This is a genomic window from Mycobacterium sp. PSTR-4-N (assembly GCF_022348085.1).
In the GTDB taxonomy this organism is placed as follows: Bacteria; Actinomycetota; Actinomycetes; order Mycobacteriales; family Mycobacteriaceae; genus Mycobacterium.
In genome coordinates this window covers 13,452-28,307 of the sequence record NZ_JAKRFN010000027.1, presented here as the reverse complement: position 1 = coordinate 28,307, position 14,856 = coordinate 13,452, and the positions used below count along the sequence as shown (strand labels likewise).

Here is a 14,856-nt window from a genome sequence, read left to right as displayed (position 1 = left end):
ACGATCACCCGCAACCCCGACACCGAGACGGCCATCCTCGCCGGTGGGTGCTTCTGGGGTATGGAAGATCTGTTCCGGCAACAGCCAGGCGTAGTAGACACCCGTGTGGGCTACATCGGAGGCGACAACGACTACGCAACCTACCGCAACCACCCTGGGCACGCTGAGGCGATCGAGATCGTGTTCGACCCGACCCGGACAACGTATCGCGACATCCTGGCGTACTTTTTCCAGGTCCACGACCCGACGACGCTGAACAGCCAAGGCAACGACTTCGGCACGAGCTACCGATCCGCGATCTTCCCCACCTCCATGGAGCAGGAGCAAATCGCGCGGGACACGATCGCGGACGTCGACGCGTCCGGCCTGTGGCCAGGCGACGCCGTCACCACCATCGAGTCCGCTGGGTCGTTCTGGGAAGCCGAGCCCGAGCACCAGCGCTACTTGATCACATACCCCAACGGCTACACGTGCCACTTTGCGCGCCCGGACTGGGTTCTCCCGAGGCGAAGTGAGGCGGAGGAACCGGCCTAGCACGGAGGGTTCCGGCGCGAATTTTCGCCACTCCGCACCTCCGTGATCACGGTGTTGCGACTGCCAGTTGAATCCGACCCGTGGTGGTGGGACGGCGTTCAGTGGACGGGCGCAGTCAACGAAGCGGCAGCCGCGGCTTCCGTCCCGCCGGCGCCGCGGTAGCTGAGTTGGCAGGCAAGCTGGAGATGCCGACCATCATCTCGACGCTTGAACGCCGGCGCCCGTCACTCCGGCAGACACGGATTCGGGTGACCAGTCAGCCCCAGGGCTGCGATCTGGCGCTTGCCGTGCTCGAAGCCGCACACCGCGATCGACGCGGCAGCCATCGACACGCGGATCCCGTCGCTGACCGGCAACTCCATCCACCGCATCAATATCGAGCGGGAAAAGTGGCCGTGGCCGACGAACACGACATCGCGGGAGTCGAGGTGTGACAGCGCCAGTTCCACAGCGCGGTCGGCACGCTCGGCTACCTCGGAGACGCTTTCCCCACCGGGGCTGCCATGCGTCCACACGGTCCAGCCGGAAACGCTCTCTCGGATCTGCGGCGTGGTCAGCCCCTCGTAATCGCCGTAGTCCCACTCTGCGAGAAGAGGGGTGACCTCGTGAACCGTCAACCCCGCCAACTCGGCGGTGACCAGCGCCCGACGCCGTGGACTACTGAACACCAGCGGGTTCGTTAACCGGAGAGCGGCGATCGCTTCGGTAGCCAGCCGAGCCTGGTTTCGGCCGACGTCGGTGAGCTCGAGGTCAGTGGTCCCGGTGTGCCGCCCGTTGGCCGACCACTCGGTCTCGCCGTGACGCAGCAGGAACAGACGGTGCCGTTCGATGGTCACGTTGTGGTCCTACGCGCGAATTGGGTTGCCGTTACACGACGATGCCATGCAAGCGGAACTCCGTCAGCGGGTCGTGTCGTTGGAGCGAGCAGGCGCCCGCCGACATACGTGCCCAGAATGGCATATCGCAGATGAGCGCGCGGGACATGACTGAGTGCATCATCGCGGCGTCGGCGGTCCTGGTGATGACCACCGTAGGCATCGCGAGCACGTCGTGGAGGCGCAGATCCTGCAGAGCCTAGGCGCCGAAGTGCTAGTCCCTGATGATCACGCGACTGTACTGACAAGGCGAAGGTCACCCTGCCGCTCCTGTGCGGTACGGCGAATCTGACTGCGAGTCTGACATTTTGAACAAGGGCATATGTCAGAGTGTACTGGTAGGTACATCTCGGGTGGCCCTGACCTTGCTTCATAAAACCTAAGAATCCGCGGGCCTTGGCCTCTGCGCACATTCAACGGGCGGCATCGGACGATGACACTTCTCGTAGGCACCTCGCCCGGCGCTGAAGCACCCGCATTCGCGGGACCGGTTGCCGCGCAGTGGTTTCACCCAACAACGTCCGAACCCTCTACTACGCTGCCCTCAACCCGGAGTGACAGCCCACCATGGAGGCGGCACAAAACCTCGGCTGATTCCACTTGCTCCGCCGCGACGTGCGGGTTTCCGCCCCGATGACGTCGGGTTGTCAAGGCCCCCATGAATTCAACAAGGGCTTCCGGTCTCGGGTGCCCGAGTGAGGTCACTGCTCACAGGCGGCGAGGCTGAGCATTTGCATCACTGAGCGTCGCCCCCGATGCTCATCGGATTCACCCACTCAGCACCTGCTGCAACGACTCCCGTCTCGGCGATGAAGTCGTGACGGCTACACGTTCAGGGATTCGGTCGATGCCCGGTCCATCCGCCGTAGGTGACGGTGCGCTGGACGAGGCGCCCACCGTGGATCCAGCTCAGGGCGCGGGTGGCTACCGCCAAGTCGGCAGTGGCAATCAGCACCGTAGAGCTGGTGGGGGTCATCACCCCGTACTGCAACACCGACCCATCGGCATCGGGACCTTCCCAGTGGGCCTGCCCGACGACCCCGTCGGCGTCGCGCAGCAGAGGTAACCTGCAGACCATCGTCAGCCCACCGGGGTCGTAGTCACCGTTGGCGGGCACTTTCTGCACTTCAACCACATGAACCCACCCCGCGGCGTGCGGAGAATCATCGACACGGCGATCGCCGCCACCGACGCCGGACGGGTCCACGCCTATATCCTGTAGCGCTACGACGAGTTCGTCGAACGCCGCCCGCTCCGAGCACCCGCGCAGCGTCATCAGCACCCCTATGGCTTTGTCGATCATCTCGCGAATCGTCGCATCCGTATCGGCCATTTGCCCGCCCATCCGACTCCAATTCCTCTGTAGCGCATGCGATCTGAGAGGATGTGCCCCGGCGTCAAACCGCCCGAGCGGCGCAGCGCAAATTGTACCGCGCAGTTCATCTCGAAGTGAACCGAGTAGTTCAGATTGTGCGATCGGCGCAAACATGGCGAGTAGCGCACATGGAGCGCCCGAACGGCAATGTCGAGCCAACGGAACACCTCGCTGGTTGACGCCTCCACGTCGAGGACGTTCACGGTGTCGCCGTCGACCACCCGCAGAGCCGCCGGGATGTCTCCGTGCCAGCAAGGGCCGTAACGGCGGTCTGCACGACTTAGGATGGCGACGATGCCGAGCGCTTTGCTGAGGCCGGTCATCCCGAACCGCGTAGCCCGGCAGATGTACCGCGTAGTGCAGTATGCCTGTCCACTCGACCTGCCTCGGGCGAACCAACATGGAGGCGTCCGCGGTCGCGGGATAACAATGGTAGCTCCGCGCTAGTTCATGCCGGCGCCTTCGGGCCGGCTGGCTATTCGCGACCGGCAGTGAACGCGACCCCGTCGTATTCACGACGTGGCACATTTGTAACCGCCGATGTGGGAGCCTCAGAGCGGCAAGTCCGTAGAGGTGTACGCGGCGAATTGCCTGCTTCGCTTGACTTCAAGCGCGCCGCCGAAGGCGTCGCCGAACGCAACACGGGCCCGAGTTCTTGACTCCGAACACCCGCTGTTCCTGCCCGTACACCTCCGCGACCACCGGCAGGCCCAAGGGCATCGTGCCCACCACCGGTGGGTGTCTGACTCAGACCTGCTACAACCACGTAGCCTACTTTTTCAACCGCCGCTTCTGGCCCGGGTTGGACCGCGTCAACAGGAGAAAATCAATGAACGAAGGCCCGACCCCAACAACCGGTGGCCACACATCTGCCACGCACCGTCATCACCAGCACGCACGTGCGGCGATCGTCGATGCTGCAGCATCGATGATGTACCGCCGCGGCGTTGCCGCGACGTCGATCGGCGACATCTCTCACGCGACCGAAGCCAGAGATCTTGATCTCCATTTCCGCAACAAGACAGAACTAGTCCGAGCGGTCATCGATCGGGAACTCGCGGTCCAACTCGACGGTCACGATGGCGCCGACTCGATCGATTCGTGGGACGGGCTCGATGCGTGGCTGTCGCGCGTCGTGAACGCACAACACGCCGTGGATGGTCCGTTCGCGTGTCCCCTCGCGACCCTGGCGACGGAATTGAGACACTCCCCGGAGTACCGGCCTGCGTTAGATGCTGCATTCCGCACCTGGGAGGGGCACCTGGCGGCCGGTTTGCGCCGGATTCAGGAGTGCGGCGAGTTGGATTCCGACGCCGATCCGGACCGCCTCGCCGCCAGTCTCCTCGCGGCTGTGCAAGGCGGATACCTCCTTGCCTCAGTCCACGGCCGAATCGAAGTCATGCGCGACGTGCTCGACGACGCGGTGGCGGCCCTGCGGCGCTACCAGGTCTAGACCGAGATCTCGTCCACTCAAGTGGAACCCGGCTCAGTCAGCTCTTCGCCGCGACCGGCCGTCGCCGTGGCGTTGCCCTGCGACGCAAGGACAGCAGCGCATTTTCCACCGCATCCTCGAAAACCGCTCCGTCATCGTGTATTTGGGCCATCATCAACCCGCCCTGCACAGCGGCGACGATCGATTGGGCAAGTCGATCAGGGTTTGATTGCCGTGTGAGCTGACCCCGTTCGCGCATGACCTCCAGGCCGCGCGCCAGCGGTTCCTCCCATCGGCGGAAGGCCGCGTCCAAGTGTGGAAGGTAGGCGTCATCATTCTTGAGTTCAGCAGCCATCGATCCGAGCGGGCACGCGAACGGCCCGTCGACGACACGGTGACTCTCCAACACCTGGTCAGCCCACCGCCGCAGGCCCGCCCAGGAATCCGCGTGATGTATCGCCGGTTGCGCCGCCAAGATCAGTTCGACCTGACGGTCGATGACTGCCCGGATGAGGTCGGCTCTGTCGTCGAAGTAGTGATAAAGCTGCGATTTGCCGCAACCCGCCGCCGCCAGAACGTCGTCGAGACTGGTCGACGCCACACCACTGTGACGCATCATGGTCGCGGCCGCGTCGACGATTGCGGTACCGCTGCGCAGGCCACGCGGCGACAACGGCGGCCTCGGAGTCTCGCCCGTTGCAGCCTTCTCGAGCGTCCGCGTTACTGCCATCTAACCAGGATAGCGTCTCGTCAGTCGCACTTCCCCCGTCGACCGCACGCACCGTCGAGCCGATACCGCGAGTTCGTCACAGCCGGATGTACTCAGCCGTACATTTCGGATCGCACGAGCTCGCCGGGCAGTCAAGAGGTTGACGACGACCTTGGGGACACGACGTGAGCACTGACGAGATCATCTGCGTGCAATTCGTCGAGAGACTTCAGGGAGTCTGCGACGGGCGTCACGGGTTGGGGCGCGGTCGGTCGTCGATTTCGCGGCTTGGCTCCACGGCGTCGTCGAGGTCGTCGTGCGCGCGTACGTCTGACGGGGCAGGTTCCTTCGTCCCCCGTGCCAGCAGCAGGACTGCCAGTCGTGGAAAGACGATGACCGACAACAACCCCGCGGCGACTAGCGCTGCGTAGTTGGCCGGTTGCATCAGGCCCAACTCCACGCCGATGCCCCCGGCCACCACCGGAATGCTCAGCGAGGTGGCTTGCAGCAGACCTACGGCCACGACGTCGCGGCGATGGCCGAGCAACGGACGGTAGAAGACGGCCGGCAAGGCACGCACGACCAGGAGGGCGATGAGGAAGACAGGGATCTTGGCCAAGGAGGACACCTGGTCGACGAGTGCTCGAACGTCGAGTGACACGCCGGTTGCGACGAAGAAGAACGGGATGAAGACGCCAAATCCGACTGCATGCAGCTTGGTATAGAACTGAGTGTGGGTCATGTCGTCATCGCGGTCGAGCAGGGTCAAGGCAGCCCCGGCTAGAAACGCCCCCAGGATTGACTCGAGCCCGAATGCCGTAGCGAGAGAGGCGAAGACCAGCAGCAGCGCGACGGTTCCGCGGACTCGGATCTCGGCGGTGGTGTCCTGCAAGTCGAGCAGCGTCTTGCAGACGGTGTGGGCACGCTCCAGGCCGAGAACGACGACGATGACGGCACCGGTGAATCCGAGAAACGCCGCTAGCAACGTCAGCTTGGCCCCCACCCCCGCCGACGTGTCTTCTGAGAACAACAGGGAGAGAAGGATGATGGGCACTATTTCGGCAATCGACGCACCGGCCACGATGACTTGCCCTGCTCGGGTCTCGACGACCCCTGCGTCCTTCAGGACCGGAAGGATGATGCCGAGTCCGGTTGCCGACAGGATCACGGCCATCAGCACCGGCGACCGAGCCAGGCCCAACATCCCCAGGCCGACGCCTACGGCCACCGCGAGGACGAACGACACCACGAAGGCGCCCGAGGCGCGCCGCAGCACTGGCCCCTTCAGCTGGCGGACGTCGATCTCCAGCCCGGCGAGCAACAGGAGGAAGCTCAAACCGATCGTCGACAGCACCTGCAGCGCAGCGTCCATGTGCACCCAGCCGAGCACCTGTGGGCCGACGATGACGCCCAGGAGGATCTCGAGCACGATCGCAGGCACGGGCAGTCGGAGCACCTTGACGCTGAGCGGTGACAGCAATGCCACGACCGCGACGATCGCTACCACAGTCAACGAGACGATGTGCGGATCCTTCCTCGCTGTGCCGCAGGAGCGGTGTGCGTACTGTACCTCAAAGTACAGTTGCTGACACGGCTCCATTAGGCGGCATCTCGGCAGTGACGAATGCGACGTCGAGACGGACCGTCAGACCACGCATCGGCTAGATCGGTCTCATGGAGCGGCCCACAGCTCTGTCGCGGCGCCTACTTCGCTGGCCTCAGAAGGCTGAGGGGTCGGCATCGGTACCTACGGCCTCACTGCTAGGACCGGTCACCCGCTGCCGCTGCCGGGTGCGGCCATCCCCGCGCCCTGGCCGGACGTCGACGAGGACGTCGACACAGCAGCGTGACCGGGTCTTGAGGAGAGTCCGGTGCACCGAAAGGTGCGCTCCGGGGTGCGGGGAGCGGCCCGAAAAGCGGAACAGCCACAACGACTGTCACCACGTCCCCGAACGACTTTCACCGACCCCCGAAACCGATGATCATCAAATTCGTCGACACGATTCGATCCAAAGGTGCTGCGGTCGAGTCGATCTGCCGGAGTCTGCGTGAACAGGGCTGCCAGAGCGCCACGCGCACCTACCGGGCCTGGCGCAGTCGCCGACCTGCCGCTCGCCCTGCCAGGTGGCTGCACAGCCTACGTCTCCACCATCGCTTGGTTGACCAACCTGTGCGAGCAGTCCAGCTGGACCTGCGACATGGCACCGTCCACGCTTAGTTCGCTGCCGGCCACGAAGCTGCTTTCGGCGGATGCCAGGAATAGTGCTCTGGCCGCGGCGGCATCGTGTCGTCGAGCCAGTCGAAGATACGCCCGACGGCGAGTCGTTGGGCACCCGAGTGGCAGTGCTCGGCGGCACCTTCGGTGGCGGTGAAGGTCAGCAGCTTCTTCGGTGCGGTGAGGTGGTCGTAGAGGCGCCGCGGCTCTGACTCACGCGACTCATCGGCGGCGAAGAACAGGTCTTCAGCGGCTTCGCAGACCAACACGGGGCAGGTGATCTGTTCGGCGATCCCGTCCATGACGTTGTATTTCAGCAAGGCCGCGAGGAACTGGCGGTCGGTCTGGACGCCCATCGCGTACCGGCCGTGGCCGTAGGCCCAGCGGATGACGGGACTGTCGTCGCGGGCGGCGGCGATCAGTTCGTCGAGTTCCTCGTCGTGGTCGGCATTGGCTCTCCTGGAGATCTCCACGCGGTCCAGTTCGAGGAACGTGGTGATGGCGGTGCTCCCGTCGTAAACGCCGTCGACGGCCACCACCGCGGCCAGTCGCGTTTCGAAAGCTGCTGCTCGGGGTGCGAGCATGCCGCCAAGGCTCAGGCCGAGCAGGGCGATGCGCGCCGGGTCGACGCTGCGGTCGGTGAGCAGGAAGTCCAGCACGGGGCCGACGACGTTCTCCCAGTCGGGACGGAACGGCAGCTTGTCGCGGTGGATTGCGGTCGCCTGGCCTGGCCCATCGAAGGTCAGGACGTGGTAGCCGCGTTCTTGACCTCCGACGGCTCCGAAGAAGTGGAGCTCCTCGGCGCTGCCGTCGAAACCGTTGTGCATGACCAGCGTCGGCTTTGGCCGCTCACCCGATGCGCGGTAGAAGTAGCCACTGAGGGTCGTCTCCCCGTAGGGGATTTCGACGGGTTCGACCGCGGCGAGGTGGGCGATCGCGGAACGGAAGCAGGCGACGCCTCGGGTGAACGCGTGCTCTATGCGCGGGTCGTCGGGGTTGCCATGCAGGAAGAACTCGGCGGACCGGTAATAGGTCGATGCGCGAAGGAAGCCGTCGCGTGCGCTGATGGGATGGGCTGCGCGGGCTTCTGCCTCCACCCGCTCCGCCGTGGCGAGCCAGGCGTCGTGCCAGCTGTCGTAGTCGCCTGCCGTGATCTGAGATGCGGTCGCGACTACCTCGCCGAAGTCTGCCCCACCGTAGCTGGCATGCCCGATGACGCGCAGTGTCTCGAACCAGAACTGGACGTCGTCGTGAAATAGCAACTGTTTCATTGGATTTCCTTTGTTTCGGAGGTGCTGAAGCTGCGAGCAGGTTGGCTGGCGATTCGCTCGTCGGTGTCGGTGTCGGTGGCGTGGTCTTCGTCTCCGTCGGCGATGGCGATGGCGACGTCCGTGGCGGTGAGGACCTTCCCGATTGCAGCGGGTACGCCGTGCTGGGCGATGCGGCTGGCGACCTCCTCCTCCGAGACGGATTGGCGCCGGACGGTGTGACCGGTCAGTCGGGTGAGGATGTCGGCAGCATCGGTGCAGGTGAGTGCCGCAGGCCCGGTCAGGATGTGCGCGGTGTCGTGCGCGGCGTCGTCGAGGAACACCGCTACCAGGGGCACCGGTTCACTGAGGCCCCTGGGGGCGATGAAGTAGATCGCGGAGATGCCTTGCAGCGCTTCGTTGCAGGTCTCTTGGTCGGCCCAATCGAGCCGAAGCTGCCGGGTTGTGTTCGGTTTCATGTCTCAGGCGAGTCGCGACGCCGCGTCCGGCCAGGAAGTCCGCCGCCGTGCTGCTGGTCGTTGCGGTGGCTCCGGTGGCCAGGACTCTACTCATGCGTCGACCCGGGAAATGCGTTCAGCAGTGCCTGCGCGCCACCTATCACGTCGGCAGCCGCCGCTGGGCTCCAGTAGTCACGGTAGGACTGGATTTCACCGTTGCGCGTGGTGATCACCGCAATGTAGGTCATCCGGTACGGCGCCCCGGTGGCGGTGACGGTCCCGGTGATCTCGAATTCGACGATCACCACGTCCGGATCGACACTCTGATGGACCCTCTGCCGAGGGATGTCCTTGATCTGCAGGATGTCCGGGTAGTCACTCAGGTACTTCGCCACCGCCGCACGTCCCTGCACGCGAGTCGGAAAACCGGGCGCGGCGAATGGGAATTCCAGCACGCCCTCCTCCGCCCACAGCCCGGCGAAGCCGGCCATGTCCTGTGCGAGCAGCAGCTGCAATGCGCGGCGAACGACTTCGTCAGATGTCATGATCTCTCCCACCTACGGACGGCACGGGTCGGTCTCGTCCATTCCATAACCGTACATGCTGGACCGGTACCGTCTCGTCCTATTGGTATCGGCCGACGTCGACTCGCCGATCCGAGACCCGCGCCGCCGCCCTACGACCACGGATCACCGCGGCAATCCGCAACGCGGTGATCGACGAGTTGGCCGAGCGGGGTTTCGCGAGGTTGTCGATCGCAGCCGTGATCCGCCGGGGTTGAGGTCGGCCCGCTCTACCGGCGCAGGGCCGCGCTCTAAGTTCGCTTGCCTGGAACAGGCTGACACCAAGCGCCGAATACAAGCCTGCTCAAAGAAAGAAATGAGTCGTTGATTCTGGCGCTGTCTCGCTAGGCTCCTTGGCTCATGGCCGACCCGCTAGGCATCGCTGCCCAACTGTTGTCGCCGGCGTTCGCTAAAGTTGCCGGTGCGCCCGACATAGATCCGGTCGTGCGTACAAGCGATCACGCCGACGCTCAGGCCAACGGCGCGTTGGACGTGGCACGACGGCTGGGCCGCGACCCTCGGCAGGTCGCCGGGGGAGATGCTCGACATGACCGATGCCAGCCCGGTGGCGTCACTGGAGGTCGCAGGGCCAGGTTTCATCAACGTCACCTTCCGCGGCCCGTTCCTTGACGAGCAGATGACGCTGATGTCGGAAGATTCTCGCCTCGGTGTGCAGTTGCCGACCACGCTTGAAACCGTCGTCATCGATTACTCGGCACCCAACGTCGGCAAGGAGATGCACGTCGGTCATCTGCGAACGACCGTCGTCGGCGACGCGTTGGCCCGCCTCTACGGCTTCGATGGCCACCGCGTCATCCGCGAGCATCGGCGACTGGGGCACCCCGTTCGGCATGCTCATCGAGCACCTCGTCGACGAGGCCGGCACCGACGCCGTCGCCGACTTCACCGTTGGTGATCTCGACGCGTTCTACAAGCAGGCCCGGCTCAAGTTCGATGACGACGAATCCTTCAAGGCGCGGGCGCGGGAGCGGGAGCGGGTCGTGAAGCTCCAAGGCCGTCGGGACTCGCAGACCACGGCACTGTGGAGTGTCCTCGTCGCTGAATCCACCAGGCACTTCAACGAGCCGTACGCCAAACTCGGCATCCTGTTGACCGACGACGACCTGGCTGGTGAGTCGACGTATCAGTTCCTGATGCCCGACGTCCTCACCCGGCTGGAGAGTGCGGGTCTGCTCATCGAATCCGACGGTGCCGAAGTCGTATTCGTGCCCGGGTTCACCAACCGAGAGGGCGCGCCTCTGCCGCTGATCGTGCTAGCCCGCACCGGTGGGTTCAACTATGCGACTAGCGACCTCGCCTGCGTGATCGACCGGGTGGAGCACGTGAAGGCGACACTGCTGCTCTACGTCATCGGCACCGAACAGGCACAGCACCTGCAGATGGTGTGGGCGGTGGCGGAGATGGCAGGGTGGCTGCGGCCACCTGTGCGGCCCGTACACGTCAACTTCGGCCTCGTCCTCGACGCCAACCGCATACGCCTGCGCAGCCGCAGCGGAGACCCGATGAAGTTCATCGAACTCGTCGACGAAGCGATCCAGCGTGGGCGCCGTTAGTCGCGGACCGCTCACCCAACCTGCCCGACGACGATGTGGGCACTCTCGGTGCGGCGATAGGTCTGGGTGCGTTGAAGTACGCCGAACTGTCTACTGACCGGATCGAGGACTACGTCTTCGACTGGGACCGGATGCTGGCCTTCGACGGCAACACCGCGACCTACCTGCAATACGCTCACGCCCGTATCCACAGCCTCCTCAACCGCGCAGGTCTCACCCCAACAGCTCTGCACGGGAGCGTATTTCACATATCTACACGCCATGAGCGGAAACTCGCGCTGCGGCTTCTGTCCTACGACGGCGCCGTCCGTGAGACCATCGAACGCTGCGCACCCTACCGGCTGTGCGCGTACCTCTTCGATCTCGCCAGAGATTTCACCGCCTTCTATGAGAACAACCCCGTTCTCGCTACTGAAAGCAGGATCCGCGAGAGCCGGCTCGCACTAGCCGGCCTGACTGCCCGAGTACTGGCGCATGGCCTCACACACCTCGGAATCGCTGCACCGGAACGAATGTAGAACGCGCTCGAGTGCACCCAGCGCGTGGCAATGACCCCGCCCTCGTTCCTAGGTAGGAGACCGATCAGACCCGTTCTCGGACCGAGCATTCTCCTAAAAGGGGGCAAGGGTGTTCGATACCGGGCCGATGCCGAATGATTTCGTGCCTCCTAAGCAGTACTCCCCGCAGCCCGCTCGCGTGCGGCAGGTACGGGTGCGCTGATCGCGTTGCCTGACGGGCAGGTGGTGATGTGGCTTTACCACTACCCGATTCCACAAAGCCGGGTACCGCGCCCGCTCGTCATCCGACCACCCCTCCCCCGAAGGCAACGTCACCGTGAACCGGTACGTAAGGACAGTGTCGGACATCTGATTTCGTCTACTAAAAGAAGCGGTCTCGATCACGTTGCTGTCAGTCCGACGCATGGGCACGCGGTTGCGACACCCCAACTCAACGGCCGAGGTCATTCAGGACGTGTGCAGCGACGCACGACCATTCCCACCGTCCGTGCGCACCGCACCCCGGCTGATCGCGGGTCGTCGGCTCGGCCAGCCGAAGTCTGGTAAAGCATGCGAGAGCCCGCAGAACGGCTCCTAATCGGCGAGCGGCGGTCGCCGATCGCCGAGACCACCCTGTCGTTCCAAGAGGCTACCGAGCCTGAGAATGGTCGACTCGTCGAACCACTTCGCGACGAGCTGGACCCCGATCGGCAATCTTCCGGAGCTGAACCCATAGGGCACCGAAAGTGCAGGCAAGCCAGTCAGATTGAACGGCGCCGTGGCACTCATGACGTGGCTCCAACGCACCGTGGTCCCGTTGACCGAAAGTGTCTGCGCACCATGCGGTGTGGCGGTAACCGGGTTTACCGGGCAGAGCAGCACGTCGAACCTGTCGAAGTACCCAGCGAACGCCGACCGCAACGCCTCCGCCTTCGCCCGAGCGGCGTGAAGCTGGGCGAACGCAGGGTCGTCCATCCTGATCATCCGCGCGCCGACCGGGCTGAGCTCACCCTCCCGTCCGACGGCCAGGCTCTTGACGTATGGAACCAACTCACCGTAGACGAACGTAAACAGCGTCGTCGTGGCGTCGGCGTCGTCGAGGAACGGCACCGCGACCTGCTCCACGTGGCACCCTAGTGCAGCCAGTCGTGTCGCCGCGTGCTCGACGGCGCTGGCGATCTCCGGATCCACGGGCCCGAACGCATCGTCGGTGACCCAACCGACCCGGAAGGTCTGTCCGGCGAATCTGGTGCTGGCGGAGTCGACCTCCTTGGCGTGTACGGCGTAACCGTCGATTCCGTCGGGTCCGCTGAGGATTGAATAGCCAAGCGCGACATCGCGAACGGTGCGAGCCATGGGGCCCACGTGCCACCAGGCCGACGTCATCGGGGCGAAGTGGCCGGTGAACGGTATACGGCCGTGAGTAGCCTTCAGGGCGGCGACGCCGGTGAACGCGGCAGGGCCCCGCAACGAGATCGCCACATCGCTGCCGATACCCATCGGCGACATGCCAGAGGCGACCGCAGCGGACTCCCCGCCCGAGGACCCCCCGGGGGTCCGTTCCAAGTTCCACGGATTGTTGGTGCGGCCCGTGACCGCATTGTCGGTTTCAGTCCACGCCGAGAACTCCGGGGCGTTGGTCTTGGCAAGCAGGATTCCGCCGGCGGCCTTGATGCGCTCGACCGCGGTGGCGTCGACGTCGGGGATGAATCCGGCGAAGATCTTGGAGCCACGCTGAGTCGGTATCCCGGCGGTGTCGAGAGAGTCTTTGACGGTGACGGGAACCCCGTGAAGGGGACCCACGTCGCGTCCATCCGCGAGGGCGGCGTCGGCGGCGTCGGCACCGCGTAGCGCTTCATCGGCCAGCAGTGTGACGATCGCGTTGATCTTTGGGTTGACCTCGGCGATGCGGCCCAGGTGGGCCTGCACCACCTCGCGGGAGGACACCTGCTTCGAGGCGATGAGAGCTGCCAGGGCCGTCGCATCCTGATAATGCAACGCCTCTGAATCCGTTGCCCCTACTGCAATTTGATTCACGGCACTAGTCATTCGCATTCCCGTCTTCAATGGAGATCGTCTACCCAAGATCGGATCGCAGAGGAGCTAGCGGCGGCGCTGCAGCCATCTGATCCGCGGCCTATCTGCCGGTAGGTAGACAAGCTACTCCCGGGGCCGCCACCTGTCTACCTGGTGGCAGGTAGAGTGGTTTCGCGCTAGGTCGTCCGACCCACAGCGCAATGTGCAGGAGGGACGCGAGATGACGCAAGACGCCCCGAGTACCCGCGACAAGATCCTGGCCGCAGCCAGAGCGGTGGCTCAGGCACGCGGGTACGGCGGTATGAGCTACCGAGACCTCGCTCGCGACGTCGGCATCAAAGCCGCCAGCATCTATCACTACTTTCCGAACAAGGGCGACCTCGGAGCCGCGGTGGCCGAGCGCTACCGGGAAGATGCAGTCGCCGCACTCGAGTCGCTCACGGCAAAATCTCCCAATCCCATTGACGCTCTTCGCCAGTACCCGATGATGTTCCGTCAGGCGTTGGAGGATGACAACCGCATGTGCATGTGCAGTTACATGGCTGCCGAGTACGACGATCTGCCCGACGCGGTCAAAGCCGAGGTGATCGCCTTTGCCGACGTGAACGTGGCCTGGCTGGCGAAGTCGTTGGTGTGCGCCTCGGTGGTGGACGGAGACGGTGAATCACGGGCCGCCGCCATTTACGCCGCGGTCGCCGGCGCCCAACTCATCGCGAGGAGTCGCGCTGACATTGAGGCGTACGACGCACTGATCGACGCCTACCGGTCAGCTGGCCTCATACCGTCGTGAGGAATGGCAGCATGTGGCTCGGCGAGCACCGCATGCGGAACACCCGACGAGGACCATAAGTGTCTAGTCGGCGACCGGCGAAAAGCGGGAGCGCCGTGCGAATTCGCGCTCTGGCACTTCGTCGGATAGCAAGTCGCCGGTAAGCGCCCCAGCTCGCCTTGCAATCCGAAACGTTCCGCCGCAACGGGTTCGCGCTACGCACATGGATGATTGCGAATCCCCCCGAACATGGCCGAGCTGTCCTTAACTCGCAGATCACTCCGGGTCTGCGTCTGCGTGCTGGACCATCCGGTGCCATCAATGGTGTTGGACGGGATGAAGATAGACCGTCTACGTCTGTAGTGTCAGCACGGCGCGATGCCACCGAAGATCCCGCTGGGGCCAACGACCGGGATCGATGGAGCTCTGCAACCATTCTCGCAAACTGCGCAGGCCCGCCCATGGCTTGTCTCGTTGTGCAACAAGGACGGCGGCAGGTCCGCTGGTCTGATCGGCGGGGAAGCGCAGGTCGGCGACGAGTCGCATTCCTGCCTGCTGCACGAGGGCGATG

At 64.5% G+C, this 14,856-nt stretch carries 15 protein-coding genes and 1 pseudogene; 6 read left to right on the top strand and 10 right to left on the bottom strand.

The window, feature by feature from the left end; genetic code table 11:
* The first annotated feature begins 60 nt into the window (after window positions 1-60).
* Window positions 61-534, top strand: coding sequence for a peptide-methionine (S)-S-oxide reductase MsrA (msrA, locus tag MHN84_RS26080; protein WP_374238431.1), 474 nt, complete (start codon window positions 61-63; stop codon window positions 532-534).
* Between the two features lie 224 nt (window positions 535-758).
* Here the strand turns inward: msrA and MHN84_RS26075 are convergent, their stop codons facing one another.
* The 3 genes from MHN84_RS26075 to MHN84_RS26065 form a co-directional block, all read right to left on the bottom strand.
* Entirely contained in the window at window positions 759-1,370 is a 612-nt protein-coding gene (locus MHN84_RS26075) for an acid phosphatase (protein ID WP_046363733.1), read from the bottom strand.
* 871 nt (window positions 1,371-2,241) lie between these two features.
* Window positions 2,242-2,712 (bottom strand): ANTAR domain-containing protein, encoded by a 471-nt coding sequence (locus tag MHN84_RS26070; protein WP_213447804.1) that lies wholly within the window; start codon window positions 2,710-2,712, stop codon window positions 2,242-2,244.
* Complete coding sequence (locus MHN84_RS26065; RefSeq protein WP_131705535.1) at window positions 2,709-3,107, bottom strand: hypothetical protein; 399 nt, start codon at window positions 3,105-3,107, stop codon at window positions 2,709-2,711. Before MHN84_RS26065 ends, MHN84_RS26070 begins: the two co-directional genes overlap by 4 nt.
* A 398-nt stretch (window positions 3,108-3,505) precedes the next feature.
* Here MHN84_RS26065 and MHN84_RS26060 point away from each other — a divergent pair, with 398 nt between their 5' ends.
* The gene (locus tag MHN84_RS26060; RefSeq protein ID WP_131705536.1) at window positions 3,506-4,237 is read left to right on the top strand and encodes a TetR/AcrR family transcriptional regulator; all 732 of its coding nucleotides are present in this window, start codon (window positions 3,506-3,508) and stop codon (window positions 4,235-4,237) included.
* A 37-nt stretch (window positions 4,238-4,274) separates the two neighbouring features.
* Here the strand turns inward: MHN84_RS26060 and MHN84_RS26055 are convergent, their stop codons facing one another.
* The 5 genes from MHN84_RS26055 to MHN84_RS26030 form a co-directional block, all read right to left on the bottom strand.
* The gene (locus tag MHN84_RS26055) at window positions 4,275-4,946 is read right to left on the bottom strand and encodes a TetR/AcrR family transcriptional regulator (protein WP_241207410.1); all 672 of its coding nucleotides are present in this window, start codon (window positions 4,944-4,946) and stop codon (window positions 4,275-4,277) included.
* A 229-nt stretch (window positions 4,947-5,175) separates the two neighbouring features.
* Window positions 5,176-6,411: a cation:proton antiporter gene (locus MHN84_RS26050; RefSeq protein ID WP_198529248.1), complete on the bottom strand. Its 1,236-nt coding sequence runs from the start codon at window positions 6,409-6,411 to the stop codon at window positions 5,176-5,178.
* Window positions 6,412-7,139: 728 nt separating this feature from the next.
* A complete protein-coding gene (locus tag MHN84_RS26040; protein ID WP_046363738.1) occupies window positions 7,140-8,411 on the bottom strand; it encodes an alpha/beta fold hydrolase in 1,272 nt (423 codons plus the stop codon).
* On the bottom strand, window positions 8,408-8,866 hold the full coding sequence (locus MHN84_RS26035; RefSeq protein WP_052765241.1) for a hypothetical protein: 459 nt from the start codon (window positions 8,864-8,866) through the stop codon (window positions 8,408-8,410). Before MHN84_RS26035 ends, MHN84_RS26040 begins: the two co-directional genes overlap by 4 nt.
* Before the next feature lie 86 nt (window positions 8,867-8,952).
* The gene (locus MHN84_RS26030; RefSeq protein ID WP_241207409.1) at window positions 8,953-9,402 is read right to left on the bottom strand and encodes a nuclear transport factor 2 family protein; all 450 of its coding nucleotides are present in this window, start codon (window positions 9,400-9,402) and stop codon (window positions 8,953-8,955) included.
* Between the two features lie 366 nt (window positions 9,403-9,768).
* On the opposite strand from MHN84_RS26030, the gene MHN84_RS30030 reads away from it, so the two are divergent.
* The gene (locus MHN84_RS30030) at window positions 9,769-10,038 is read left to right on the top strand and encodes a hypothetical protein (protein WP_110797993.1); all 270 of its coding nucleotides are present in this window, start codon (window positions 9,769-9,771) and stop codon (window positions 10,036-10,038) included.
* Here the strand turns inward: MHN84_RS30030 and MHN84_RS26025 are convergent.
* Window positions 9,980-10,216, bottom strand: coding sequence for a hypothetical protein (locus MHN84_RS26025; RefSeq protein WP_235733233.1), 237 nt, complete (start codon window positions 10,214-10,216; stop codon window positions 9,980-9,982). The genes MHN84_RS30030 and MHN84_RS26025 overlap by 59 nt on opposite strands.
* Here MHN84_RS26025 and argS point away from each other — a divergent pair.
* Together argS and MHN84_RS26015 are read left to right on the top strand one after the other, a co-directional pair.
* Window positions 10,112-10,982 (top strand): annotated as a pseudogene (argS, locus tag MHN84_RS26020) (arginine--tRNA ligase). The gene MHN84_RS26025 and the pseudogene argS sit on opposite strands and share 105 nt — an antisense overlap.
* A 71-nt stretch (window positions 10,983-11,053) precedes the next feature.
* Window positions 11,054-11,500 carry a DALR anticodon-binding domain-containing protein gene (locus MHN84_RS26015; protein WP_241207407.1) on the top strand — a complete coding sequence of 149 codons (447 nt, stop codon included), beginning with the start codon at window positions 11,054-11,056 and terminating at the stop codon, window positions 11,498-11,500.
* 573 nt (window positions 11,501-12,073) lie between these two features.
* On the opposite strand, the gene MHN84_RS26010 is transcribed toward MHN84_RS26015, so the two are convergent.
* On the bottom strand, window positions 12,074-13,477 hold the full coding sequence (locus MHN84_RS26010; RefSeq protein WP_241207406.1) for an amidase: 1,404 nt from the start codon (window positions 13,475-13,477) through the stop codon (window positions 12,074-12,076).
* A gap of 259 nt (window positions 13,478-13,736) precedes the next feature.
* Between MHN84_RS26010 and MHN84_RS26005 the strand changes: the two genes are divergently transcribed.
* Window positions 13,737-14,306, top strand: a complete 570-nt coding sequence (locus MHN84_RS26005) for a TetR/AcrR family transcriptional regulator (protein ID WP_241207405.1) — start codon at window positions 13,737-13,739, stop codon at window positions 14,304-14,306.
* Window positions 14,307-14,856 lie beyond the last annotated feature (550 nt).

Coding starts and splice junctions, on each gene's coding strand:
- msrA (WP_374238431.1), top strand. CDS start 61: ATGGAAGATCTGTTCCGGCAACAGCCAGGCGTAGTAGACACCCGTGTG.
- MHN84_RS26070 (WP_213447804.1), bottom strand. CDS start 2,712: ATGATCGACAAAGCCATAGGGGTGCTGATGACGCTGCGCGGGTGCTCG.
- MHN84_RS26065 (WP_131705535.1), bottom strand. CDS start 3,107: ATGACCGGCCTCAGCAAAGCGCTCGGCATCGTCGCCATCCTAAGTCGT.
- MHN84_RS26055 (WP_241207410.1), bottom strand. CDS start 4,946: ATGGCAGTAACGCGGACGCTCGAGAAGGCTGCAACGGGCGAGACTCCG.
- MHN84_RS26040 (WP_046363738.1), bottom strand. CDS start 8,411: ATGAAACAGTTGCTATTTCACGACGACGTCCAGTTCTGGTTCGAGACA.
- MHN84_RS26035 (WP_052765241.1), bottom strand. CDS start 8,866: ATGAAACCGAACACAACCCGGCAGCTTCGGCTCGATTGGGCCGACCAA.
- MHN84_RS30030 (WP_110797993.1), top strand. CDS start 9,769: ATGGCCGACCCGCTAGGCATCGCTGCCCAACTGTTGTCGCCGGCGTTC.
- MHN84_RS26005 (WP_241207405.1), top strand. CDS start 13,737: ATGACGCAAGACGCCCCGAGTACCCGCGACAAGATCCTGGCCGCAGCC.